The sequence below is a fragment of the Halomonas flagellata genome, from assembly GCF_022487945.1.
GTDB lineage: Bacteria > Pseudomonadota > Gammaproteobacteria > Pseudomonadales > Halomonadaceae > Halomonas > Halomonas flagellata.
This window is the reverse complement of sequence record NZ_JAKVPY010000028.1, coordinates 16,678-33,692: the sequence shown is the minus strand read 5'-3', so window position 1 is coordinate 33,692 and position 17,015 is coordinate 16,678. Positions and strand designations below refer to the sequence as shown.

17 protein-coding genes, 1 tRNA gene and 1 pseudogene are annotated in these 17,015 nt (G+C 62.1%); 9 read left to right on the top strand and 10 right to left on the bottom strand.

Annotated features, from left to right (window positions below):
- Positions 1–32 precede the first annotated feature (32 nt).
- Positions 33–812, bottom strand: a complete 780-nt coding sequence (trmJ, locus tag MKP05_RS18375; RefSeq protein WP_240569600.1) for a tRNA (cytosine(32)/uridine(32)-2'-O)-methyltransferase TrmJ — start codon at positions 810–812, stop codon at positions 33–35.
- A 215-nt stretch (positions 813–1,027) separates the two neighbouring features.
- Between trmJ and MKP05_RS18370 the strand changes: the two genes are divergently transcribed.
- Positions 1,028–1,822, top strand: coding sequence for an inositol monophosphatase family protein (locus tag MKP05_RS18370; protein ID WP_240569599.1), 795 nt, complete (start codon positions 1,028–1,030; stop codon positions 1,820–1,822).
- Positions 1,823–1,972: 150 nt separating this feature from the next.
- Here the strand turns inward: MKP05_RS18370 and secF are convergent, their stop codons facing one another.
- The 5 genes from secF to queA form a co-directional block, all read right to left on the bottom strand.
- A complete protein-coding gene (gene secF / locus MKP05_RS18365) occupies positions 1,973–2,899 on the bottom strand; it encodes a protein translocase subunit SecF (RefSeq protein WP_240569598.1) in 927 nt (308 codons plus the stop codon).
- Positions 2,900–2,908: 9 nt separating this feature from the next.
- Entirely contained in the window at positions 2,909–4,759 is a 1,851-nt protein-coding gene (secD, locus tag MKP05_RS18360; RefSeq protein WP_240569597.1) for a protein translocase subunit SecD, read from the bottom strand.
- A gap of 141 nt (positions 4,760–4,900) precedes the next feature.
- Positions 4,901–5,236, bottom strand: a complete 336-nt coding sequence (gene yajC, locus MKP05_RS18355; RefSeq protein ID WP_240569596.1) for a preprotein translocase subunit YajC — start codon at positions 5,234–5,236, stop codon at positions 4,901–4,903.
- Positions 5,237–5,342: 106 nt separating this feature from the next.
- Positions 5,343–6,461, bottom strand: coding sequence for a tRNA guanosine(34) transglycosylase Tgt (gene tgt, locus MKP05_RS18350; RefSeq protein ID WP_439109004.1), 1,119 nt, complete (start codon positions 6,459–6,461; stop codon positions 5,343–5,345).
- A gap of 73 nt (positions 6,462–6,534) precedes the next feature.
- On the bottom strand, positions 6,535–7,575 hold the full coding sequence (queA, locus tag MKP05_RS18345) for a tRNA preQ1(34) S-adenosylmethionine ribosyltransferase-isomerase QueA (protein ID WP_240569594.1): 1,041 nt from the start codon (positions 7,573–7,575) through the stop codon (positions 6,535–6,537).
- 147 nt (positions 7,576–7,722) lie between these two features.
- On the opposite strand from queA, the gene MKP05_RS18340 reads away from it, so the two are divergent.
- Positions 7,723–7,809: transfer RNA gene (locus MKP05_RS18340), tRNA-Leu, on the top strand.
- Positions 7,810–7,862: 53 nt separating this feature from the next.
- Here the strand turns inward: MKP05_RS18340 and MKP05_RS18335 are convergent.
- Together MKP05_RS18335 and MKP05_RS21975 are read right to left on the bottom strand one after the other, a co-directional pair.
- The gene (locus MKP05_RS18335) at positions 7,863–8,879 is read right to left on the bottom strand and encodes a tyrosine-type recombinase/integrase (RefSeq protein ID WP_240569593.1); all 1,017 of its coding nucleotides are present in this window, start codon (positions 8,877–8,879) and stop codon (positions 7,863–7,865) included.
- A gap of 44 nt (positions 8,880–8,923) precedes the next feature.
- Positions 8,924–9,067: pseudogene (locus tag MKP05_RS21975) on the bottom strand (helix-turn-helix domain-containing protein); the annotation flags it as partial.
- 197 nt (positions 9,068–9,264) lie between these two features.
- Between MKP05_RS21975 and MKP05_RS18330 the strand changes: the two are divergent.
- Positions 9,265–10,068, top strand: coding sequence for a hypothetical protein (locus tag MKP05_RS18330; protein ID WP_240569592.1), 804 nt, complete (start codon positions 9,265–9,267; stop codon positions 10,066–10,068).
- A gap of 74 nt (positions 10,069–10,142) precedes the next feature.
- Here MKP05_RS18330 and MKP05_RS18325 read toward each other — a convergent pair whose 3' ends face one another.
- A complete protein-coding gene (locus tag MKP05_RS18325) occupies positions 10,143–11,741 on the bottom strand; it encodes a YfjI family protein (protein WP_240569591.1) in 1,599 nt (532 codons plus the stop codon).
- 135 nt (positions 11,742–11,876) lie between these two features.
- Positions 11,877–12,596, bottom strand: coding sequence for a YagK/YfjJ domain-containing protein (locus MKP05_RS18320; protein WP_240569590.1), 720 nt, complete (start codon positions 12,594–12,596; stop codon positions 11,877–11,879).
- Positions 12,597–13,336: 740 nt separating this feature from the next.
- On the opposite strand from MKP05_RS18320, the gene MKP05_RS18315 reads away from it, so the two are divergent.
- From MKP05_RS18315 to radC, 6 genes are all read left to right on the top strand, one after another.
- On the top strand, positions 13,337–13,654 hold the full coding sequence (locus tag MKP05_RS18315; protein ID WP_240569589.1) for a hypothetical protein: 318 nt from the start codon (positions 13,337–13,339) through the stop codon (positions 13,652–13,654).
- Between the two features lie 68 nt (positions 13,655–13,722).
- A complete protein-coding gene (locus tag MKP05_RS18310; RefSeq protein ID WP_240569588.1) occupies positions 13,723–14,691 on the top strand; it encodes a DUF932 domain-containing protein in 969 nt (322 codons plus the stop codon).
- Positions 14,692–14,810: 119 nt separating this feature from the next.
- On the top strand, positions 14,811–14,996 hold the full coding sequence (locus MKP05_RS18305) for a hypothetical protein (RefSeq protein WP_240569587.1): 186 nt from the start codon (positions 14,811–14,813) through the stop codon (positions 14,994–14,996).
- A gap of 10 nt (positions 14,997–15,006) precedes the next feature.
- Entirely contained in the window at positions 15,007–15,744 is a 738-nt protein-coding gene (locus tag MKP05_RS18300) for an ERF family protein (RefSeq protein WP_240569586.1), read from the top strand.
- 60 nt (positions 15,745–15,804) lie between these two features.
- Positions 15,805–16,416, top strand: coding sequence for a lambda exonuclease family protein (locus tag MKP05_RS18295; RefSeq protein ID WP_240569585.1), 612 nt, complete (start codon positions 15,805–15,807; stop codon positions 16,414–16,416).
- Between the two features lie 11 nt (positions 16,417–16,427).
- Positions 16,428–16,925, top strand: a complete 498-nt coding sequence (gene radC, locus MKP05_RS18290; protein ID WP_240569584.1) for a RadC family protein — start codon at positions 16,428–16,430, stop codon at positions 16,923–16,925.
- Positions 16,926–17,015 lie beyond the last annotated feature (90 nt).

Here is a 17,015-nt window from a genome sequence, read left to right as displayed (position 1 = left end):
TCCTCTCATACTGGGGGCGCCGGCTGGCGGCTTCAAGCCGGCGGGTCTGGCTCGCCGCTGTCGGCCGGCGTCTCGCCGCTCGCCTGTTTCTCGGTGGCGGAGAGAATCCCGCGCAGGATATTGAGTTCCATGCGCTCGGGACGGCTGCGCAGGGTCAGGCGCCGCAGCCGCGCCATCAACTGGCGTGGCATGGCCGGATCGTGGAAGCCGATGGCGATCAGGGTGCGTTCCAGGTGGGCAAAGTAGTGCTCCAGCTCCTCGTGGGTGGCCAGTGGCTGGGGCGGTTCCGCGTCGCTCTCGTCGCTCGTCTCCAGGCCGTCCAGCCAGGCCAGGCGACACTCGTAGGCCAGCACCTGCACTGCGGTGGCCAGGTTCAGGGAGCTGAAGTCCGGGTTGGCGGGGATGTGCACATGGGCGTGGCAGCGCTGTAGCTCGGCATTGGAGAGGCCGCTGTCCTCGCGGCCGAAGACCAGGGCGAGGCGAGTCCCGGGCCCGGCCAGTTCACCGGCCAGCCGGCCGCCCAGCTCGCGAGGGGTGATCATCGGCCAGGGCAGGGTGCGCGACCGGGCGCTGGCGCCCACCACCAGGGTGCAGTCGGCGACCGCCTGTTCCAGGGTCTCGGCCGTGCGGGCCGCGTGGACGATATGGTCGGCCCCCGAGGCCCGCGAGACCGTCTCCGCGGTGAGCGGCTCGCAGCGCGGCGCCACCAGGGCCAGGTCGGAAAGCCCCATGTTGTGCATGGCGCGGGCGGTGCCGCCGATGTTGCCGGGGTGGCTGGTGCCGATCAGGACGATGCGGATGCGCTCGAGCATATGGAGAACCCTTGGGACGGCTGGAAATCGGGGAGAGAAGTCTAACATGCTGCCTTCGAGCTTCGAGCTTCGAGCTTCGAGCTTCGAGCTTCGAGCTTCGAGCTTCGAGCTTCGAGTGCGTGGCGCAATCGTCCTGGGTCTGCTAGGATGCGCGCCGACCCGTTCCACCGAACCGGCCGCGTTCTTTAACACCACCGACTCCTCAAGGCCCGATCATGCATCCGATGGTCCAATTCGCGTTGCGCGCCGCGCGCAGCGCCGGCGAACAGTTCCTGCGCATTCGCGAGCGAATCGAGAATGCCCACGAAGAGCACAACCTCGACCGCCTGCTCGAGGATGCCGCCCGCAACGCCGAGACGCTCATCGTCCGCCAGCTCAGCCGCGGCTATCCGCAGCACGGCGTCAGCGGCCGTTTCACGCCCCACCGCGCCGGCGAAGGCGAGGGCAGCGACACCCTCTGGAAGATCGAACCCTTTCACGGCTATTCCAACCTGACCGTTGCCGCGCCCGGCTTCGCCCTGTCGGTGGTCTGCCTGGTCAAGGGCCGTGCGGAGCATGCGGTGGTGATCTGCCCCTTCAGCGATGACGAATACCTGGCCAGCCGTGGTCGCGGTGCCCAGCTCAACGGCAAGCGCATCCGCGTGCCGAAGGCGTCTGCCGTGGCCGGGACGCGTATCGCCATGGGCCTGCCGGAGACCTGGCTGCGTCCGCGCCATCTGCCGGCCTACCTGACCCTGATACAGCAACTCGGCCCGCAGATCGAGGTGCAGCGTGCCTCCGGCAGCGGCCTGCTCGACCTGGCCGACCTGGCCGCCGGGCGTGCCGATGCCGCCTTCGTGCTCGGCCTCGAGGAGCAGGACCTGCAGGTCGGTTCGCTGCTGCTCAAGGAAGCCGGCGCGCTGATGGGCAGCCCCGACGGCAAGCCCTCGGTGGAGGCCGAGGGCCAGCTGATGGCCGCCGGCCCGCGCCTCTACAAGGCCCTGGTGCAGCAGCTCAAGCCGCACTTCTAACTCAAGCTGGAAGCCTTAAGCCTTAAGCTTGAAGAAAAACCGCCCCCACAGCATTGCTGCGGGGGCGGTTTCGTTTCAGGCTGCTTTCCAGCTTCCAGCTTCCAGCTTCCAGCTTCCAGCTTCCAGCTTCCAGCTTCCAGCTTCCAGCTTTCAGGGCAGCTGCTCTTCCTCCTCGTCCGCCTCCTTCGGCGGCGGGATCAGGTCCTCGCGCTGGAGCTTGAGCGGCAGCAGCAGGGCCGAGGCCACATAGATGGAGGAGAAGGTGCCGACAACGACGCCGATGATCAAGGCCATCGCGAAGCCCTCGATCATGTCGCCGCCCAGGAAGTAGAGGGCGAACAGCACCAGCAGGGTGGTACCCGACGTCGCCAGGGTGCGCGACAGGGTCATGTTGATCGCCTCGTTGAAGATCGCCGGCATGTCGTTGATGCGCGACTTGCGGATCGTCTCGCGGACGCGGTCGTAGACCACGATGGTGTCGTTGAGCGAGTAGCCGATCACCGCCAGCAGTGCCGCCAGCACGGTGAGATCGAAGTCGAGCTGGAACAGCGAGAACACGCCGACCACGACGATCACGTCGTGCATCAGCGCCAGCAGGGCGCCGATGGCGAACTTGTACTGGAAGCGGAAGGCGACGTAGAGCATCACGATGCCCAACGCTACCAGCAGGCCGAGCCCGCTCTGGTCGCGCAACTGCTCGCCGACCTGGGCGCCGACGAACTCGGCACGCACCAGCTCCACCCGGTCGCCGCCCTCGCGCAGCAGCGACACCACCCGGTCACCCACGTCGGGGTCGAAGGCCTGCTGCAGGCGGATCAGCACCTCGGTGGAGGCGCCGAAGCTCTGCACCGAAACGTCGCGGAACTCGGCGGCCTCGAGGACCTGGCGCACGGCGTCGAGCGAGGGGGCCACGGCGTAGCGGACCTCCACCAGGGTGCCGCCGGTGAAGTCCAGCCCCAGGTTGAGCTGCTGGAACAGCAGCGAGACGATCGACGCCAGGATCATCAGGCCGGAGACCGCGAAGGCGATCCGGCGCTTGCCCATGAAGTCGAACTGTCGATTGATGAGGGTCTTCATGTCCACCTCTTATATCCAGAGCTTCTTGACCGGCTTGCCGCCGTAGATGAGGTTGACCATCGCGCGGGTCACCAGCAGGGCGGTGAACAGCGAGGTCATGATCCCCAGCGAAAGCGTCACGGCGAAGCCCTTGACCGGCCCGGTGCCGATCGAGAACAGGATCACCGCCACCAGCAGGGTGGTGATATTGGCATCGATGATCGAGGTGAAGGCGCGCTCGTAGCCGGCGTGGATCGCCTGCTGCACCGAGAGCCCGCCACGCAGCTCCTCGCGTATGCGCTCGAAGATCAGCACGTTGGCGTCCACCGCCATGCCCAGCGTCAGCACAATGCCGGCGATGCCCGGCAGGGTCAGGGTGGCCCCGAGCAGCGACATGGCGGCCACCACCAGGGTCAGGTTGAGCGCCAGCGCCACGTTGGCGAAGACCCCGAACACCTTGTAGCGCACCAGCATGAACAGCACCACCAGCAGCAGGCCGATCTGCACCGACATCACGCCGCGCTCGATGTTCTCGGCGCCCAGGCTCGGGCCGATGGTGCGTTCCTGCACGAAGTAGATCGGTGCCGCCAGGGAGCCGGAACGCAGCAGCAGGGCCAGCTCGGCGGCCTCGGTGGGCGAGTCGAGGCCGGTGATGCGGAAGCTGTTGCCCAGGGCGCTCTGGATGGTGGCCAGGCTGATCAGACCCCGCTCGGTATAGGGGTCGCGCACCGTCACCTCTTCGCCATCCTCGATTACCACGCGGTCGCGGGTCTTGTGCTCGATGAACAGCACCGCCATGTTGCGGCCGATGTTGGTGCGGGTCGCCCGGTTCATCAGGGTGCCGCCGGTCCCGTCCAGGTTGATGTTGACCTGGGGGCGGCCGTTCTCGTCGAAGCTGCGGCTGGCGCTGGAGACGCTGTCACCGGTGATGATGACGTCACGCATCAGGTCGGCGGTGCGTGACTCGTCGTTGCGGAAGCTGAAGGTCTCGACCTCGGCATCCGGGGTGTCCGGGCGGGCCTCGAGGCGGAACTCCAGGTTGGCGGTGGCGCCCACCACGCGCTTGGCGGCCACGGTGTCCTGTACCCCGGGCAGCTCGACCACGATGCGAGCCGGTCCCTGGCGCTGGACCATGGGCTCGGCCACGCCCAACTCGTTGACGCGGTTGCGCAGGGTCGTGAGGTTCTGGTTGATGGCGTAGTCCTGGAGCTCATTCACCGCCTGGTCGGTCATGGTCATGACCAGGCGAGCGCCACGGTCCTCACCTTCGCTTGCGTAGTCGAAATCGGGGAACTCGCGGCTGATCAGGCGGCGCGCCTCGTCGCGGTCCTCGTCACTGGCGAAGGCGATGGAGACGGTGCGGCCGTCGACCTCGGTGTCGCGGTAGCGGATGCGCTCGCCGCGCAGCAGATCGCGCATGGCGCTGGCATTCACTTCGAGGCGCTGCTCGAGGGCCGCGTCCATGTCCACTTCCAGCAGGAAGTGCACGCCGCCCCGCAGGTCAAGCCCCAGGGTCATCGGCGAGGCGGAGAGCGACTGCAGCCAGGCCGGGGTGGACTCGGCCAGGTTGAGGGCCACCACATACTCGTCGCCGAGCAGGGCGGCGATGCGGTCGCGGGCCTTGATCTGGTCATCGGCATCGAGGAGGCGGATCAGTAACCGGTTGTCCTCGTCCTCGACGGCCTTGATCTCGATGCCGGTCTCGCGCAGGGACTCCCGGATGCGCTCGAGCTGGCGCGCGTCGACGGAGGCATCGCCCCGCTCGCTGCTGACCTGCACCGCCGGGTCTTCGGGGAAGAGGTTGGGCAGCGAATAGACCAGGCCGCCAATGAGTACGGCAAGTATCAGCAGATACTTCCACAGGGGGTAACGGTTGAGCATGCGAGCCCTGCCCTTGGTTGCTGACAATAGGAGGCTGACGTGATGACGTCCTGGCCACCGGCGAGTTTCGTTGCGGTGGCCGAAGGGCGGCCTGGCCGGGCGCGGGGGAGGGGCGCCCGACCAGGCCGGGGAGGGCCCGGGTCAGATGGACTTGATGGTGCCCTTGGGCAGCACGGCGGCCACGGCGCTCTTCTGCACGTTGACCTCGGTGCCGTCCGCGACTTCGATGCGGATGAATTCGCTGTCGTCGCTGACCTTGGTGATGCGGCCCAGCATGCCGCCACCGATGACGATCTCGTCACCCTTGGAGAGGCTACCGATCAGCTGCTTGTGCTGCTTGGCCCGCTTGGCCTGGGGGCGCCACAGCAGGAAGTAGAAGATGAGCACGAAGCCGACCAGCATGACGATCTGGGCGATGCCGCCACCGGCGGCGCCGGCGTCCTGGGCCATGGCCGGCGAAATGAAGAAGTCCAGCATCTGGATGTGTCTCCTGGGTTGTCAGAAACGGAATGTAGGAAGCGAGTCGTCTGAAACGGGTCCATGGCCGGCGCCGGGCATCATGCCCGCGGGTGCCGACCGTGGATCAATTCGGAGCGGGAGGTACCGGCAGCCCGCGCTGCGCATAGAAGCCTTCCACGAAGTTCGCCAATGTACCCGCTTCGATGGCACCGCGCAAACCGGCCATCAGGCGTTGATAGTGGCGCAGGTTGTGGAGGGTGTTGAGCATCGAACCGAGCATCTCGCCGCAGCGATCGAGGTGGTGCAGGTAGGCCCGGGAGAAGTGCCGGCAGGTGTAGCAGTCGCAGCCTTCCTCCAGCGGGCGGGTGTCGTGGCGGTGCCTGGCGTTGCGGATCTTGACCGTGCCCTCGGCGGTGAAGAGATGGCCGTTGCGGGCGTTGCGGGTGGGCATCACGCAGTCGAACATGTCGACCCCGCGACGCACGCCTTCCACCAGGTCCTCGGGCTTGCCGACCCCCATCAGGTAGCGCGGCTTGTCCTCGGGCATCCAGGGGGGCAGGTAGTCGAGCACCCGGATCATCTCCTCCTTGGGCTCGCCCACCGAGAGACCGCCGATGGCCAGGCCGTCGAAGCCGATCTCCAGCAGCCCCGCGAGCGAGCGCTCGCGCAGGGCCGGGTACATGCCGCCCTGGATGATGCCGAACAGCGCCGAAGGCGAGGCGCCGTGGGCCTCGCGGGAGCGCTCGGCCCAGCGCAGCGAGCGCTGCATGGAAAGCTCGGCCTCCTTCTCGGTGGCCGGGTAGGGGGTGCACTCGTCGAAGATCATCACCACGTCGGACCCCAGCGAGCGCTGCACCACCATGGACTCCTCGGGGCCCATGAACACCTTGGCGCCGTCCACCGGCGAGCGGAAGTGCACGCCCTGCTCGGTGATCTTGCGCATGGCACCCAGCGAGAAGACCTGGAAGCCGCCGGAGTCGGTGAGGATCGGCTTGTCCCACTGGGCGAAGTCGTGCAGGTCGCCGTGGGCCTCGATCACCTCCATGCCGGGGCGCAGCCACAGGTGGAAGGTGTTGCCGAGGATGATCTCGGCGCCGATCTCTTCCACCGAGCTCGGGGTCATGCCCTTGACGGTGCCGTAGGTACCCACCGGCATGAAGGCCGGTGTTTCCACCGTTCCCCGGGGGAAGGCCAGGCGGCCACGGCGGGCCCGGCCATCGCTGGCCAGGTGCTCGAAGCTCATGAAGCATTCGTTACGCATGTGACTCTCGATAATAGAAACCAGGTGCACTGAGGCGTTCAGGGCGTCTTGCCGGTCAGGAACCCTTGCGGGTTAAAAACATCGCATCGCCGTAGCTGAAGAAGGCATAGCGCTCGCGCACCGCCTCGCGGTAGGCGGCCATCACGTGATCGAAACCGGCGAAGGACGACACCAGCATCAGCAGGGTCGACTCCGGCAGGTGGAAGTTGGTGATCAAGGCATCGACGCAGCGCCATTCATAGCCCGGGTAGATGAAGATGTCGGTCTCGCCGCTGCAGGGGGCGATCTCGCCGTCGGCGCTCTTCAGGCAAGCACTCTCCAGGCAGCGCACGCTGGTGGTGCCCACCGCAACCACCCGATTGCCCCGGGCGCGGGTCGTCCGTACCTGCTCGCAGACGGCCTCGCTCACCTCGATCCACTCGCTGTGCATGCGGTGCTCGCGGATGTCGTCGGCGCGCACCGGCTGGAAGGTGCCGGCGCCCACGTGCAGGGTGACGAAGGCGCTCTCCACGCCCTTGGCGGCCAGGGCTTCGATCAGCGGCTCGTCGAAGTGCAGCCCGGCGGTGGGGGCGGCCACGGCCCCGTCGCGGCGGGCGTAGACGGTCTGGTAGCGCTCCCGGTCGGCGAGTTCGTCGGAGCGGTCGATATAGTGCGGCAGCGGCATATGGCCGTGCTTCTCCAGCAACTGGACCAGGGGGGTATCGCCCAGGAAGCGCAGCTCGAACAGGGCGTCGCGGCGGCCTTCCACCACGGCGTGGATGTCGCCCTCGAAGATCAGCTCGGTGCCCGGCTTCGGCGACTTGCTCGAGCGCAGGTGCGCCAGCCCGCGGTGGACGTCCAGCGGGCGCTCGAGCAGCATCTCCACCCTGCCTCCGCTGGCCTTGTGGCCGTGCAGCCGTGCCGGGATCACCCGGGTGTCGTTGAACACCAGCAGGTCGCCGGGCTCGAGCAGTTCCAGCAGGTCGGGGAAGCGGCGGTGGGCCCGCGCGCCGCTGGCGCCGTCGACGCACAGCAGGCGGCAGTCGCTGCGCTGCTCGGAGGGGTAACGGGCGATCAGCTCGTCGGGAAGCTCGTAGTGGAAATCGGCACGCTGCATGCGGATCGGGGACTCGGGAATGGCGGAGGTTGACGAGGCGACGGCGACTGGACCGTCTGGGCAAGCCGCCTAGGATACCGTCTCATGCGCGCGAAGTCAGGCGTCCCGATTGACCTGTTCGCACCGCCACGTATAATGCCACGCGCTGCCGGCGTGGCGGAATTGGTAGACGCAGCGGATTCAAAATCCGCCGGGTGCAAGCCCTTGTCGGTTCGAGTCCGACCGCCGGTACCACTTAGAAAACAGTCGCTTACGAGCGGCTGTTTGCGTTTCTGCCCTCCCTGTTTCTAGTGCTTGGTCGCAGTTTGGTCGCAGAAGGCCGCGCTCAAGCTCGGCAGACGTGAGCCAATATCGTCCAGGCCCGCATCGAACATGTGCGAGTAGCGGCTGGTGACGATCAGGCTGGAATGCCCCAGCAGGTCGCGCACCGTGGTCATGCTCTCGCCGGCCTGGGCCAGCATGCTGGCATAGCTGTGGCGCAGGTCGTGGAAGCGCAGGTCGGGCCGCCCTACAGTCTGGCGGGCATGCTCCCACACCGTTCGCAGGCGAGAGTAGGTCGTAGCGAACGGTAGATCCTCCAACCATGCCCGGGCGTCCTCCGGTACCGGCACCACTCGGGCCTTGCCGCTCTTCGTCTGGTCTGGTCGCAGCAGGATGCGACCAGCCTGGACGTTCTGCGGATCTAGAGCCAGCAGTTCGCCTTGCCGCAGCCCGGTGAGCGCCGCCAGGGCGATCAGCCGCTTCTCGACAATCGACTGATCGGGGATGGCTTGTAGTAGCTGACTTACCTGTTCGATAGTCAGGTACACGTGCCGTTCGTTCTTCGGCATTTTTTTGCGGATCTTGTCGCCCAAGGGGCGGTCCAGCCACCCCCATTCCCGATAGGCAAGGTTCAACACCCGCTTTACCACCTGCAGATGGTTGTTGATGGTGCTCTGCGCACGTCCTTGCTTGCGAAGGTCTCGAGCCATCTCGCGGGCCTTGTCGACGCTGTCCATGCCGAGCAGCACCCGGTCGCCCATGTAGTGGGCCACCGGGCGGATGGCCTTCACCTGGCTGGCCACGTCGTATTCGTCGATCCATCGTTCAAGACCCTCGATGAATGTTCGTCGCGGCTGGCGTCCCATGGCCTCACCCTGGAAAGCAGCTTCGTTCAGTTCGGCTTGGCGCTTCGCTGCGTATTCCCGCGCCTGCCGCTCCCCCTCTCGATCCCCCGCAAACGATCGTTGATGTCGGTGACCGTGGTACGTTTCCGTGACCACCCACCGGTTCCTCTTTTCCCTGTATCTGACTGTGATTCCCATGTGTCGCGTTCCTCAGGCTGAGGTCCGCGCTTGCAGTTCTCAGCGTACCCCTCCACTGCGCTCCGCTCAAAGCGAACCGCGCTGCCGATCTGAACGAAGCCGATGCGGTGCTTATTGCCGTACACCCAGCTCGGACTCATGCCCAGCCATTCAGCAACCTGCTCGGGTCGTAGTAGTGCTTCGGCCATTGCAGTTTCCCTAATTCGCTGGCTTGATGGCCCAATCTTGGCGACCCGCCGTCGCCTGCGAATCGGCACTCCTTAAGTTTCTCGGAATTTTAGGGACCGCCATTGACATCGCTGCATGGATATGATTTGGGGTGGGTCGAGGTGGCCGCAGCCAGAAGCGGGTGTTATATAAATGTCATTGGATTGAGCTGGGAGGCATGAGTGACGTGACGACTACAGACCCTTGGCAGATGATCTTTGATCGTGCAGGTGAGCTTGGTGATGCGATATTGCGTGAGCAGCCAAAAAGTAAATTTGATCTGATTGATTATGAAAGCCAAGTAATTGGCATGATTAAAGAAATTTCTGGTGGGAGAATTAACCCTCGAGATGATTGGTCGGTAATTATGCGGCCAGTAAATAAAGAAAATAAGCTTGATGAAAAGATTGAGAGCCACTTCCATATAGCGCTGCGTCAGACAGTTTTTGTACGTGTTCTGTTCGAATACCACATGGAAAAAATCAAAGAAAATTACGCTGAGAGCTCGCAGCCTGGAGCGCTGATGAAAGTAGGTGAAGAAATGCTTTCTGCCTTTGCCTGTGCTCAGCAGCATGCGACAGCCTGGCGCTTGCTGAAGGAGGTTCGCGATAAGAGTTATGAAACAAGGTCTCAGAGTGCGAACCAGACCAGGGCTGAGAGAAAGAAAGAGAGAGAGTTGTTGCTACGTTGCCTGATTGAAACATCCCTGGATCGGCTGCGGCCTGCTGGGCCTACTGGTGGATGGCGCAGTCACATCCTGGCTGGTCAGGTTATTGCCAAGGACCTTTCGTCAATGGCCGAATCCTACTCTCTTCCTATCATCACGGATGAAGACGAGCTTTCTGAAAAAGTTCAGTTGATGATCTGGAAAGAGCCGAGACTCAGGAAAGCCTATAATGAGTCGGCAAAAGAACCGCTCAAAGAGCCAATCAAGACGAGGAAAGCAGTCCTGAAATTTGGCTTGCTTAAGGAAGAAGAGTAGGGATAAAGGCGTGCGGGATGCCGCACGCCAGTTGAGATAAACTTCGCCAATATAATCTTTTTCTGCTGATACGACTATTTTTTGTCATGGTCATTATTGAGTATAAAGCCCATATACGCTCCTCTTCCTTCGATGAATTTTTCCTGGCTATCAAATCTAGCAACTTCCTTTACATAGTAGTCTATTCCATTTTTGAACTTTGGGTCTGTTATACCGATTATGGTCTCTGAGAAGCTCAGGTTTCCTTTTCTTTTTTCTTCTATATGGCCTAGTTGTTTTAGTAGATTGATTGCCGCATCTAAGTGCTCGCTCTCTCGAAGTTCTTTGCTGCGAACATTCCTGCGGAGGTGGGATTTTTTAATATGATATGTTTCATCTATACTCTCATCCCCTAGGCGACGGATTTCTCGAACCAGCTGGTTCGTGTTGATCACGATCTCTGGATCACCCGCAATATGTTGCATGAAATGATAAGAGTGCCGCTTGCAAAGATGCCATGAATATTCTAACAGAGGAGTGTCAATTTCACCCTCATAGCCTTCAAAGGTATGTATGATGGCAGCTACACGTGTAATGTTGTCCATGAGCTTGTTGCCATGACCACGAGCATGTTCGTAATGGCCATGCTCAGCCATTGCCTTCTCGATGCCGGAATGGATCTCATTCCAGAGTTCTTTGGCTGATGGTGTAAACTCTAGCACCTTTCGTTGACGGTCGCTCTTCTCGAGGATTTCGAAGGATTCTTCAAGAAGCTCCGTTGCACGGCTGTGAAAGCGCTCCATAACGCCGGGATTGACGGCGCGACCTTTTCCTTCTCGGATACCAACCATGGACCGGGGCTTGATCACCAAAAAGCGTGACAAAAAGCCGTTATCCATCGCCTCTTCCCCGCGCTTCTCCAAGAACCGGTTGATCACCTTGGGTTGCGCCATCAGGGCTACGGTTAACCGAGGATCATCCAGTGTAAAGCTGGGCGATGTGCGGCGAGTGACATCAAGGGGTGACCCGCTCCACAACGAGTTGAGCATGGGAAGGTCTTCCATTGCTTTTCCTTCCATTATATTGCCAGCTTCACTCGATAATAGACATGCCATAGGAATGTTTTCATAGAGGCCGTAGGCTAGTGCGATGGGGGTGATGTTTTCATAAAGCATCTGATGGTTTTTGGGTGGCTTTGGCTTGTTTTTATGCAACCCTGCCTGGCGCAGCTCAATTTCTTCGGTGGATTCTCCATCCACGAAGGCCTTGGTACGCAGTTTGGTTAGAGCCCTATCGTCGCTCTGCCAATTTTTCAGCTGCCTATTGTATTCTTCTAGCTCATTTTGGCTCTCCATTTTCTTGGCTTTTTGATAGTCCCTGATAGGCTTAAACATCCAGTTTTCTAGGGCTGTCTTCCGTTCTCCAGTTTCTGCAATCGTGAGCACATAGAGTGACGTGGGGACTACATGATTGTTTGGATAGGCAGCATCCACGACGCCTTGGCAGGCCATCGCCATGGCGGAAAGCGCTGCAGTTCGAGCCATCTCTGGTGCCACCTCGACATGCTGTGCGACTTCCTGAGTCATCGACTCGAAGCGAGAGTGCTCATCATAAGCAGGCCAATCCCCTTCGAAGCCATTTTCCTGAGCAAACGGCGAGTTGGAGGGTCCTTCATCTTGATAAAATTGTGTCATTGTTTGTCCAAAACCATGCTATTTTCGCTATTAGTTGCAAAAATAGCACGAATTCAGTGCTGATGTATTAAGAAAAGTTAAAAATGAAGAGAGCTTTTTTATTAGCATGCTATTGAATTTGGCGGACTCGATCTGTCACCTCCGACTCCCATCGCAGCAATGCATCCCTTGAGCGATGGGTTTGGTGTGCGCCTTGCACAGATAGCTCGCCGCGTAGAAGAGCTCCTCGAACGTGGCCTGGTCGTCATGATGGAAGTGAAAGGTGATGAGTTCTTTGGTGAGCTTATTCTTGGAGACGTTGACCAGTCCCCCCATCTGCTCCGCGGGCCAGCCAATGACCCCTTCCCACGCGCGCACAATACGGTGGTAGAGAATGTCCCCTGCATACGCGTCTGTAGCGCTCTTCTCGGCGTAGGCGCTTAATGGCCCGAGGCTTTGCAGGGCATTGCCGTTGAACAGCAGCAAAACGTGGTAATGGGGCTTGTCGCTGATGTCCTGCTCCCGAGCCCACACGTAGCGCATGTCATGTGGGTACTTGAGATTGATCAGATCGAGTTCCCAACACAGGTTCTTAAAGAATTGGCTGATCGCGGCATTACTGGCCAACAGGGAACTGACCGGCATGGCCTCGGGGAAGCGCAGATCTATGCGGATCGCATAGGTTCGGCTATTGGCATGGCGTGCCTGGTTCATCACCCGGAGAAGGGTATACAGGTAATTATCGATCAAGGGTCCCCGTGAGGTCTGGACCTGCATCCCGTGGTAGTACAGATCGAACCACAGGCGTAGGTGGGGATTGTCCGGGTGGCGTTTACGGAAGCGCTGTCCGACGGTTGGCATAAAATCCATGGTCATCTATCTCCTGGTACACAGCCAAGCGGATGCCCACGGCACTGAGGCCGTGCCCAACGAGGTGGTGTCATCGTGGAAGGGGTGAAGGATTAGCCCACACCAAGGCGATGGCGCGTTACAACGCGCCGTCATCGTCCAGTGCAGGAAGGGGATAAACTCTGGCGGGGTATGACACGCGCGTGGTCATGGCCTTCGGCCCCACGCCACATGTCAGTCACTCAGCTATTTTAAAGCTGTGATAGTGAAGTCAGCGTCACTGACGGGGTCTGCTCTCCTGGTTCTCTGGAATGGTCCGTTACTGGTGTCACAGTCGGGATATGTCTCTGAGAGGGTCGCTTATCCTAGCGACCTCCTAGGGGTGACTGTTGCTTTCCCCTACGGGGTATCTCCTGTGGTTCTACAGGGAGCGGACGTCGGCTCTGTAGGCCTCCTCCATAGTGTTACTCCTGTGGTGTTCTGCGTATGCATACTACTAAGTACCGTCAGTCACTCTGCGGACTGACCGATGGAAAATCTCAGAAGCATTCCGCTCACCATGAGGCATTGTTTCGTTCAGAGCCCCATTTCCCATTTGTCCTGGTCGCTAGAAAATAATTCCATTTTTATCAATGAGAAAACGACGAACCTAGAAGGCTCGGCATACGCTCACAACATATGCCACGTTTGTACTTTTTTTCAGATCTATATCACTCCTGTGAGCTGAGCCTACGACGGGCTTGTTTCACCGGCACAGGAGACATGACATGCCCCCACCCTGCTCGCGCTGTGTCTCGCAGCGCGTGATCAACCTCGAGACCGCCCGCAAATTTGGGACGGCTACCGGTGCGTTGGTTGGCTCCCTCAAGGGCGCCTATGCAGCGCTCTACGCTCCCGGCCGGATACCGGCTTCCTCTGCTCACTTTCCCCTCAGCCGACTCGCTGTCGCCGTGATGGCCGCCGCATCGAGCGGTATCGCCGGGGCAGCCGCCGGCCATCAGATGGTCCAGCACCTGTTTCCGCCCGGAGAAGGCGCACCCTGGCTCTGCCTGGGCTGCGGCCATGCCTTCCGGGTGCTGGACTGATCCCATCACCGCACTTTCTCCCTCACTGCCGGCGACCTGCCGGCTTTTTTTCGTCTTGGAGGTTTCTCATGGCACATCAGATCGAACACATGGCTTACGTCGGCGATATCCCCTGGCATGGCCTGGGGCAGCAGCTGTCGCGTCATCAACCGCTGGAGGTGTGGCGGCAGCAGGCCGGCATGGACTGGCACATCGAGGAGTCACCGGTGCGCTTTATCGCCGATGGGGCCGGTCACCTGGGCAGCATCCACTCCTTCCCGGAACAGAAGGTGCTCTACCGCTCGGATACCCGGGCCCCGCTGTCGGTGGTCTCCCAGCGCTACAAGGTGGTGCAGCCGGAGGAGGTGCTGGAGTTCTACCGGGATCTGACCGAGTACGCCGGCTATGAGTTGGAGACCGCCGGGGTGCTCAAGGGCGGGCGCAAGTTCTGGGCACTGGCACGGAGCGGCCTTGGCACCGCCCTGAAGGGTCAGGATCAGGTCAACGCCTACCTGCTGCTGGCCACGTCCTGTGATGGGTCGCTGGCGACCGTGGCGACCCCGACCTCGGTACGGGTGGTGTGCAACAACACCCTGACCATCGCCGTGGACGGCATGACCCAGGGGGTGAAGGTGCCGCACAGCACCGAGTTCAACCCGCAGCTCGTCAAGCAGCAGCTGGGCATCTCGGTCGCGCAGTGGGACGACTTCATGTACCGCATGAAGACCCTGGCCGAGCGCAAGGTGAGCCAGGAAGAGATAAAGACCTACTTCCAGTCGGTGATCTGCAACGCCGAAGAGCCGCTGGACGATCCCTCCAGGCTGCCCAACGTGCGGGCGCTCAACCGCGTGCAGAAGCTGTTCCATGGCGAAGGACGTGGCGCCCGGCTGTGCACCGCGCAGGGCACTGCCTGGGGCCTGCTCAACGCCATCACCGAGTACGTCGACCACGACAAGCGCGCACGCAGCAACGACTACCGCATGGATTCCGCCTGGTTCGGCCAGGGGGCGAGCCTCAAGGACAAGGCGCTGACGTCTGCCATGGCGTTGGTCGGCTGATCCTCAGGGAGCCTTTCGTCACGACTCGCTCCCTTTCTCACCGTCTTAATCCACGTTCCCACACCACGGCATAGCGCCCGGCCCACCGCGGCCGGGCGTTTCTATTTCTGGAGGTTCCGATGCAACCGCCCATGACATTCGAGATCTGCCGCGCCCTGACCCAGCTGACGCGTCAACTGCTCGAGGCCAAGGAGCACCAAGCCCAGACCCACGTGCTGGCCAAGGGCCAGGTCTATCGCGTCGTCGTGTCGCTGGAGCCGGTCCCCGCCGACCAGCTCCAGGACGTCATCAACCGCTACCAGTAAGGAGATCCCCATGGCCACTCCCATCCACCCCGATGCCAACACCAAGGCACCCGTCACCCAGCCCCTTCAGGAGAGCACCGCGATCATCCAGGTGATCGAGCGGGCCGCCCTCAACCCCGAGGTCGACATCGACAAGATGGAGCGCCTGCTGCAGATGCAGGAGCGCGTGCTCGATCGGCAGGCACTGATGGCCTACAGCGCCGCCATGGCGGCCATGCAGACGGAGCTGCCGAGCATCGCCGAGCGCGGCCAGGGCAACAACGGCGCCTACGCCACCCTGGAGGACATCGTCGACACCGTGCGCCCGATCATGCAGAAGCACGGCTTCGCGGTGAGTTTCCGGATCCAGACCCAGGAGCGCGGCATTCAGGTCACCGGGGTGCTGATGCACCAGGACGGTCACCGCGAGGAAACCAGCATGCTGCTGCCAGCCGATACCAGCGGCAGCAAGAACGCCGTGCAGGCCTTCGGCTCCTCGACCAGCTACGGCAAGCGCTACGTGCTGTGCGCCCTGCTCAACATCACCACCCGCGGCCAGGACGACAACGGCCATGCCGCCGCCCCGGTGAAGCTGGTCACGCCCTTCCAGGCGGGCCAGCTCCGGCAGCTGATCGCCATCTGTCCTCCCGCCACCCAGGAATGGTTCGTCGGCAAGTACGGCGAGGCCGAGCGGGTACCGCGCAACGACTTCGACAAGCTGCGCGCCTCCCTGCAGAAGCGGGCCCAGCCCAACCGCCAACGTCACTGACCGGCCAGCGAGGGGGCAGCCCCTCGCCGCCTATGCCGCGTCATCGAAAAGGAGATCGTCATGCAGATCCTGACACTGGAACAGGGCACGCCCGAGTGGCATGCCGCCCGCCTCGGCATCATCACCATGTCCGAGCTGAAGACCCTGCTGGTCAAGGGCAAGGGGCCGGCCGGCTTCGGTGCCGGTGCGTTGAGCTATATGCATCAGCTGATCGGCGAGCGCATCACCGGCGAGCCCTCCGATGCCTTCCCGGGCAATGTCCACACCCAGCGCGGCCACGAACTGGAGCCCGTGGCCCGTGAGCTCTACCAGGAGGCCACCGGGCTGCCCCGCCTGGAACAGGTCGGCATCATCCTCAACCATGGGGTGGGCTACTCGCCCGACTGTCTGGTGGACAGCAACGGCCTGGTGGAGATCAAGACCAAGCTGCCCAAGTACCAGATCGAGCTGCTGCTCGAGGGAGCGCTACCCCAGGAGCATATCGCCCAGTGCCAGGGCGGCCTGTGGGTCAGCGAACGGGAGTGGATCGACTTCGTCAGCTACTGGCCGGGGATGCCGCTGTTCGTGAAGCGGGCCTACCGGGACGAGGCGATGATCCGCACCATCGCCGAGCGGGTCGAGGCCTTCTACGCGGAACTGGAGCGCCGCATGGCGCTGGTGATGGCGGCCTGAGGAGAACAACCATGACCCATCGCAAGCTGGTGGCCGGCGAGGTCGCCGGCACCTATCACGTCATTGATGAGGTGACAGAAGCAGAGCTGCTGCAGATCGCCCAGCGGCTTGCCAGGCGCCGACTGGCCCGAGGCCGCAAGCTCACCCAGCCGGCACTCGTCTTCGAGTACTTGCAGGTGCTGCTGCAGGAGGTCGAGCACGAGGTATTCAGTGCCGTGTTCCTCGACAGCCAGCACCGGGTAATCCGCTTCGAGGAACTGTTCCGCGGCACCATCGACTCGGCCAGCGTCTACCCCCGCGAGGTCGTGAAGCAGGCGTTAGCCTGTAACAGCGCTGCTGTCATACTGGTGCACAACCACCCAAGCGGTGACCCCGAGCCCAGCGATGCCGACCGACGCATTACCCAGCGCCTGAAAGAAGCGCTCGGCCTGTTCGACATCCGCGTCATCGATCACATCGTGGTCGGGAGCGAAGGATGTAAATCATTCGCTGAGCTGGGCTACCTGTGAGTTCATGTTACGACATAACGCCGGTGCTGCCCCTGTGGGGCAGCACCGGCGTAGCTGGTCTCTCATTTTTTTGCTTCATCGCACTTGGCG

Excerpts from the sequence above, each read along its gene's own strand:
- MKP05_RS18305 (WP_240569587.1), top strand. The coding sequence starts at position 14,811 with ATGCAACCGCCCATGACATTCGAGATCTGCCGCGCCCTGACCCAGCTG.
- MKP05_RS18310 (WP_240569588.1), top strand. The coding sequence starts at position 13,723 with ATGGCACATCAGATCGAACACATGGCTTACGTCGGCGATATCCCCTGG.
- secD (WP_240569597.1), bottom strand. The coding sequence starts at position 4,759 with ATGCTCAACCGTTACCCCCTGTGGAAGTATCTGCTGATACTTGCCGTA.
- MKP05_RS18295 (WP_240569585.1), top strand. The coding sequence starts at position 15,805 with ATGCAGATCCTGACACTGGAACAGGGCACGCCCGAGTGGCATGCCGCC.
- MKP05_RS18335 (WP_240569593.1), bottom strand. The coding sequence starts at position 8,879 with ATGGGAATCACAGTCAGATACAGGGAAAAGAGGAACCGGTGGGTGGTC.
- MKP05_RS18370 (WP_240569599.1), top strand. The coding sequence starts at position 1,028 with ATGCATCCGATGGTCCAATTCGCGTTGCGCGCCGCGCGCAGCGCCGGC.
- MKP05_RS18315 (WP_240569589.1), top strand. The coding sequence starts at position 13,337 with ATGCCCCCACCCTGCTCGCGCTGTGTCTCGCAGCGCGTGATCAACCTC.
- yajC (WP_240569596.1), bottom strand. The coding sequence starts at position 5,236 with ATGCTGGACTTCTTCATTTCGCCGGCCATGGCCCAGGACGCCGGCGCC.
- MKP05_RS18330 (WP_240569592.1), top strand. The coding sequence starts at position 9,265 with ATGAGTGACGTGACGACTACAGACCCTTGGCAGATGATCTTTGATCGT.
- MKP05_RS18320 (WP_240569590.1), bottom strand. The coding sequence starts at position 12,596 with ATGACCATGGATTTTATGCCAACCGTCGGACAGCGCTTCCGTAAACGC.
- radC (WP_240569584.1), top strand. The coding sequence starts at position 16,428 with ATGACCCATCGCAAGCTGGTGGCCGGCGAGGTCGCCGGCACCTATCAC.
- MKP05_RS18325 (WP_240569591.1), bottom strand. The coding sequence starts at position 11,741 with ATGACACAATTTTATCAAGATGAAGGACCCTCCAACTCGCCGTTTGCT.
- MKP05_RS18300 (WP_240569586.1), top strand. The coding sequence starts at position 15,007 with ATGGCCACTCCCATCCACCCCGATGCCAACACCAAGGCACCCGTCACC.
- secF (WP_240569598.1), bottom strand. The coding sequence starts at position 2,899 with ATGAAGACCCTCATCAATCGACAGTTCGACTTCATGGGCAAGCGCCGG.
- trmJ (WP_240569600.1), bottom strand. The coding sequence starts at position 812 with ATGCTCGAGCGCATCCGCATCGTCCTGATCGGCACCAGCCACCCCGGC.
- queA (WP_240569594.1), bottom strand. The coding sequence starts at position 7,575 with ATGCAGCGTGCCGATTTCCACTACGAGCTTCCCGACGAGCTGATCGCC.
- tgt (WP_439109004.1), bottom strand. The coding sequence starts at position 6,461 with ATGAGCTTCGAGCACCTGGCCAGCGATGGCCGGGCCCGCCGTGGCCGC.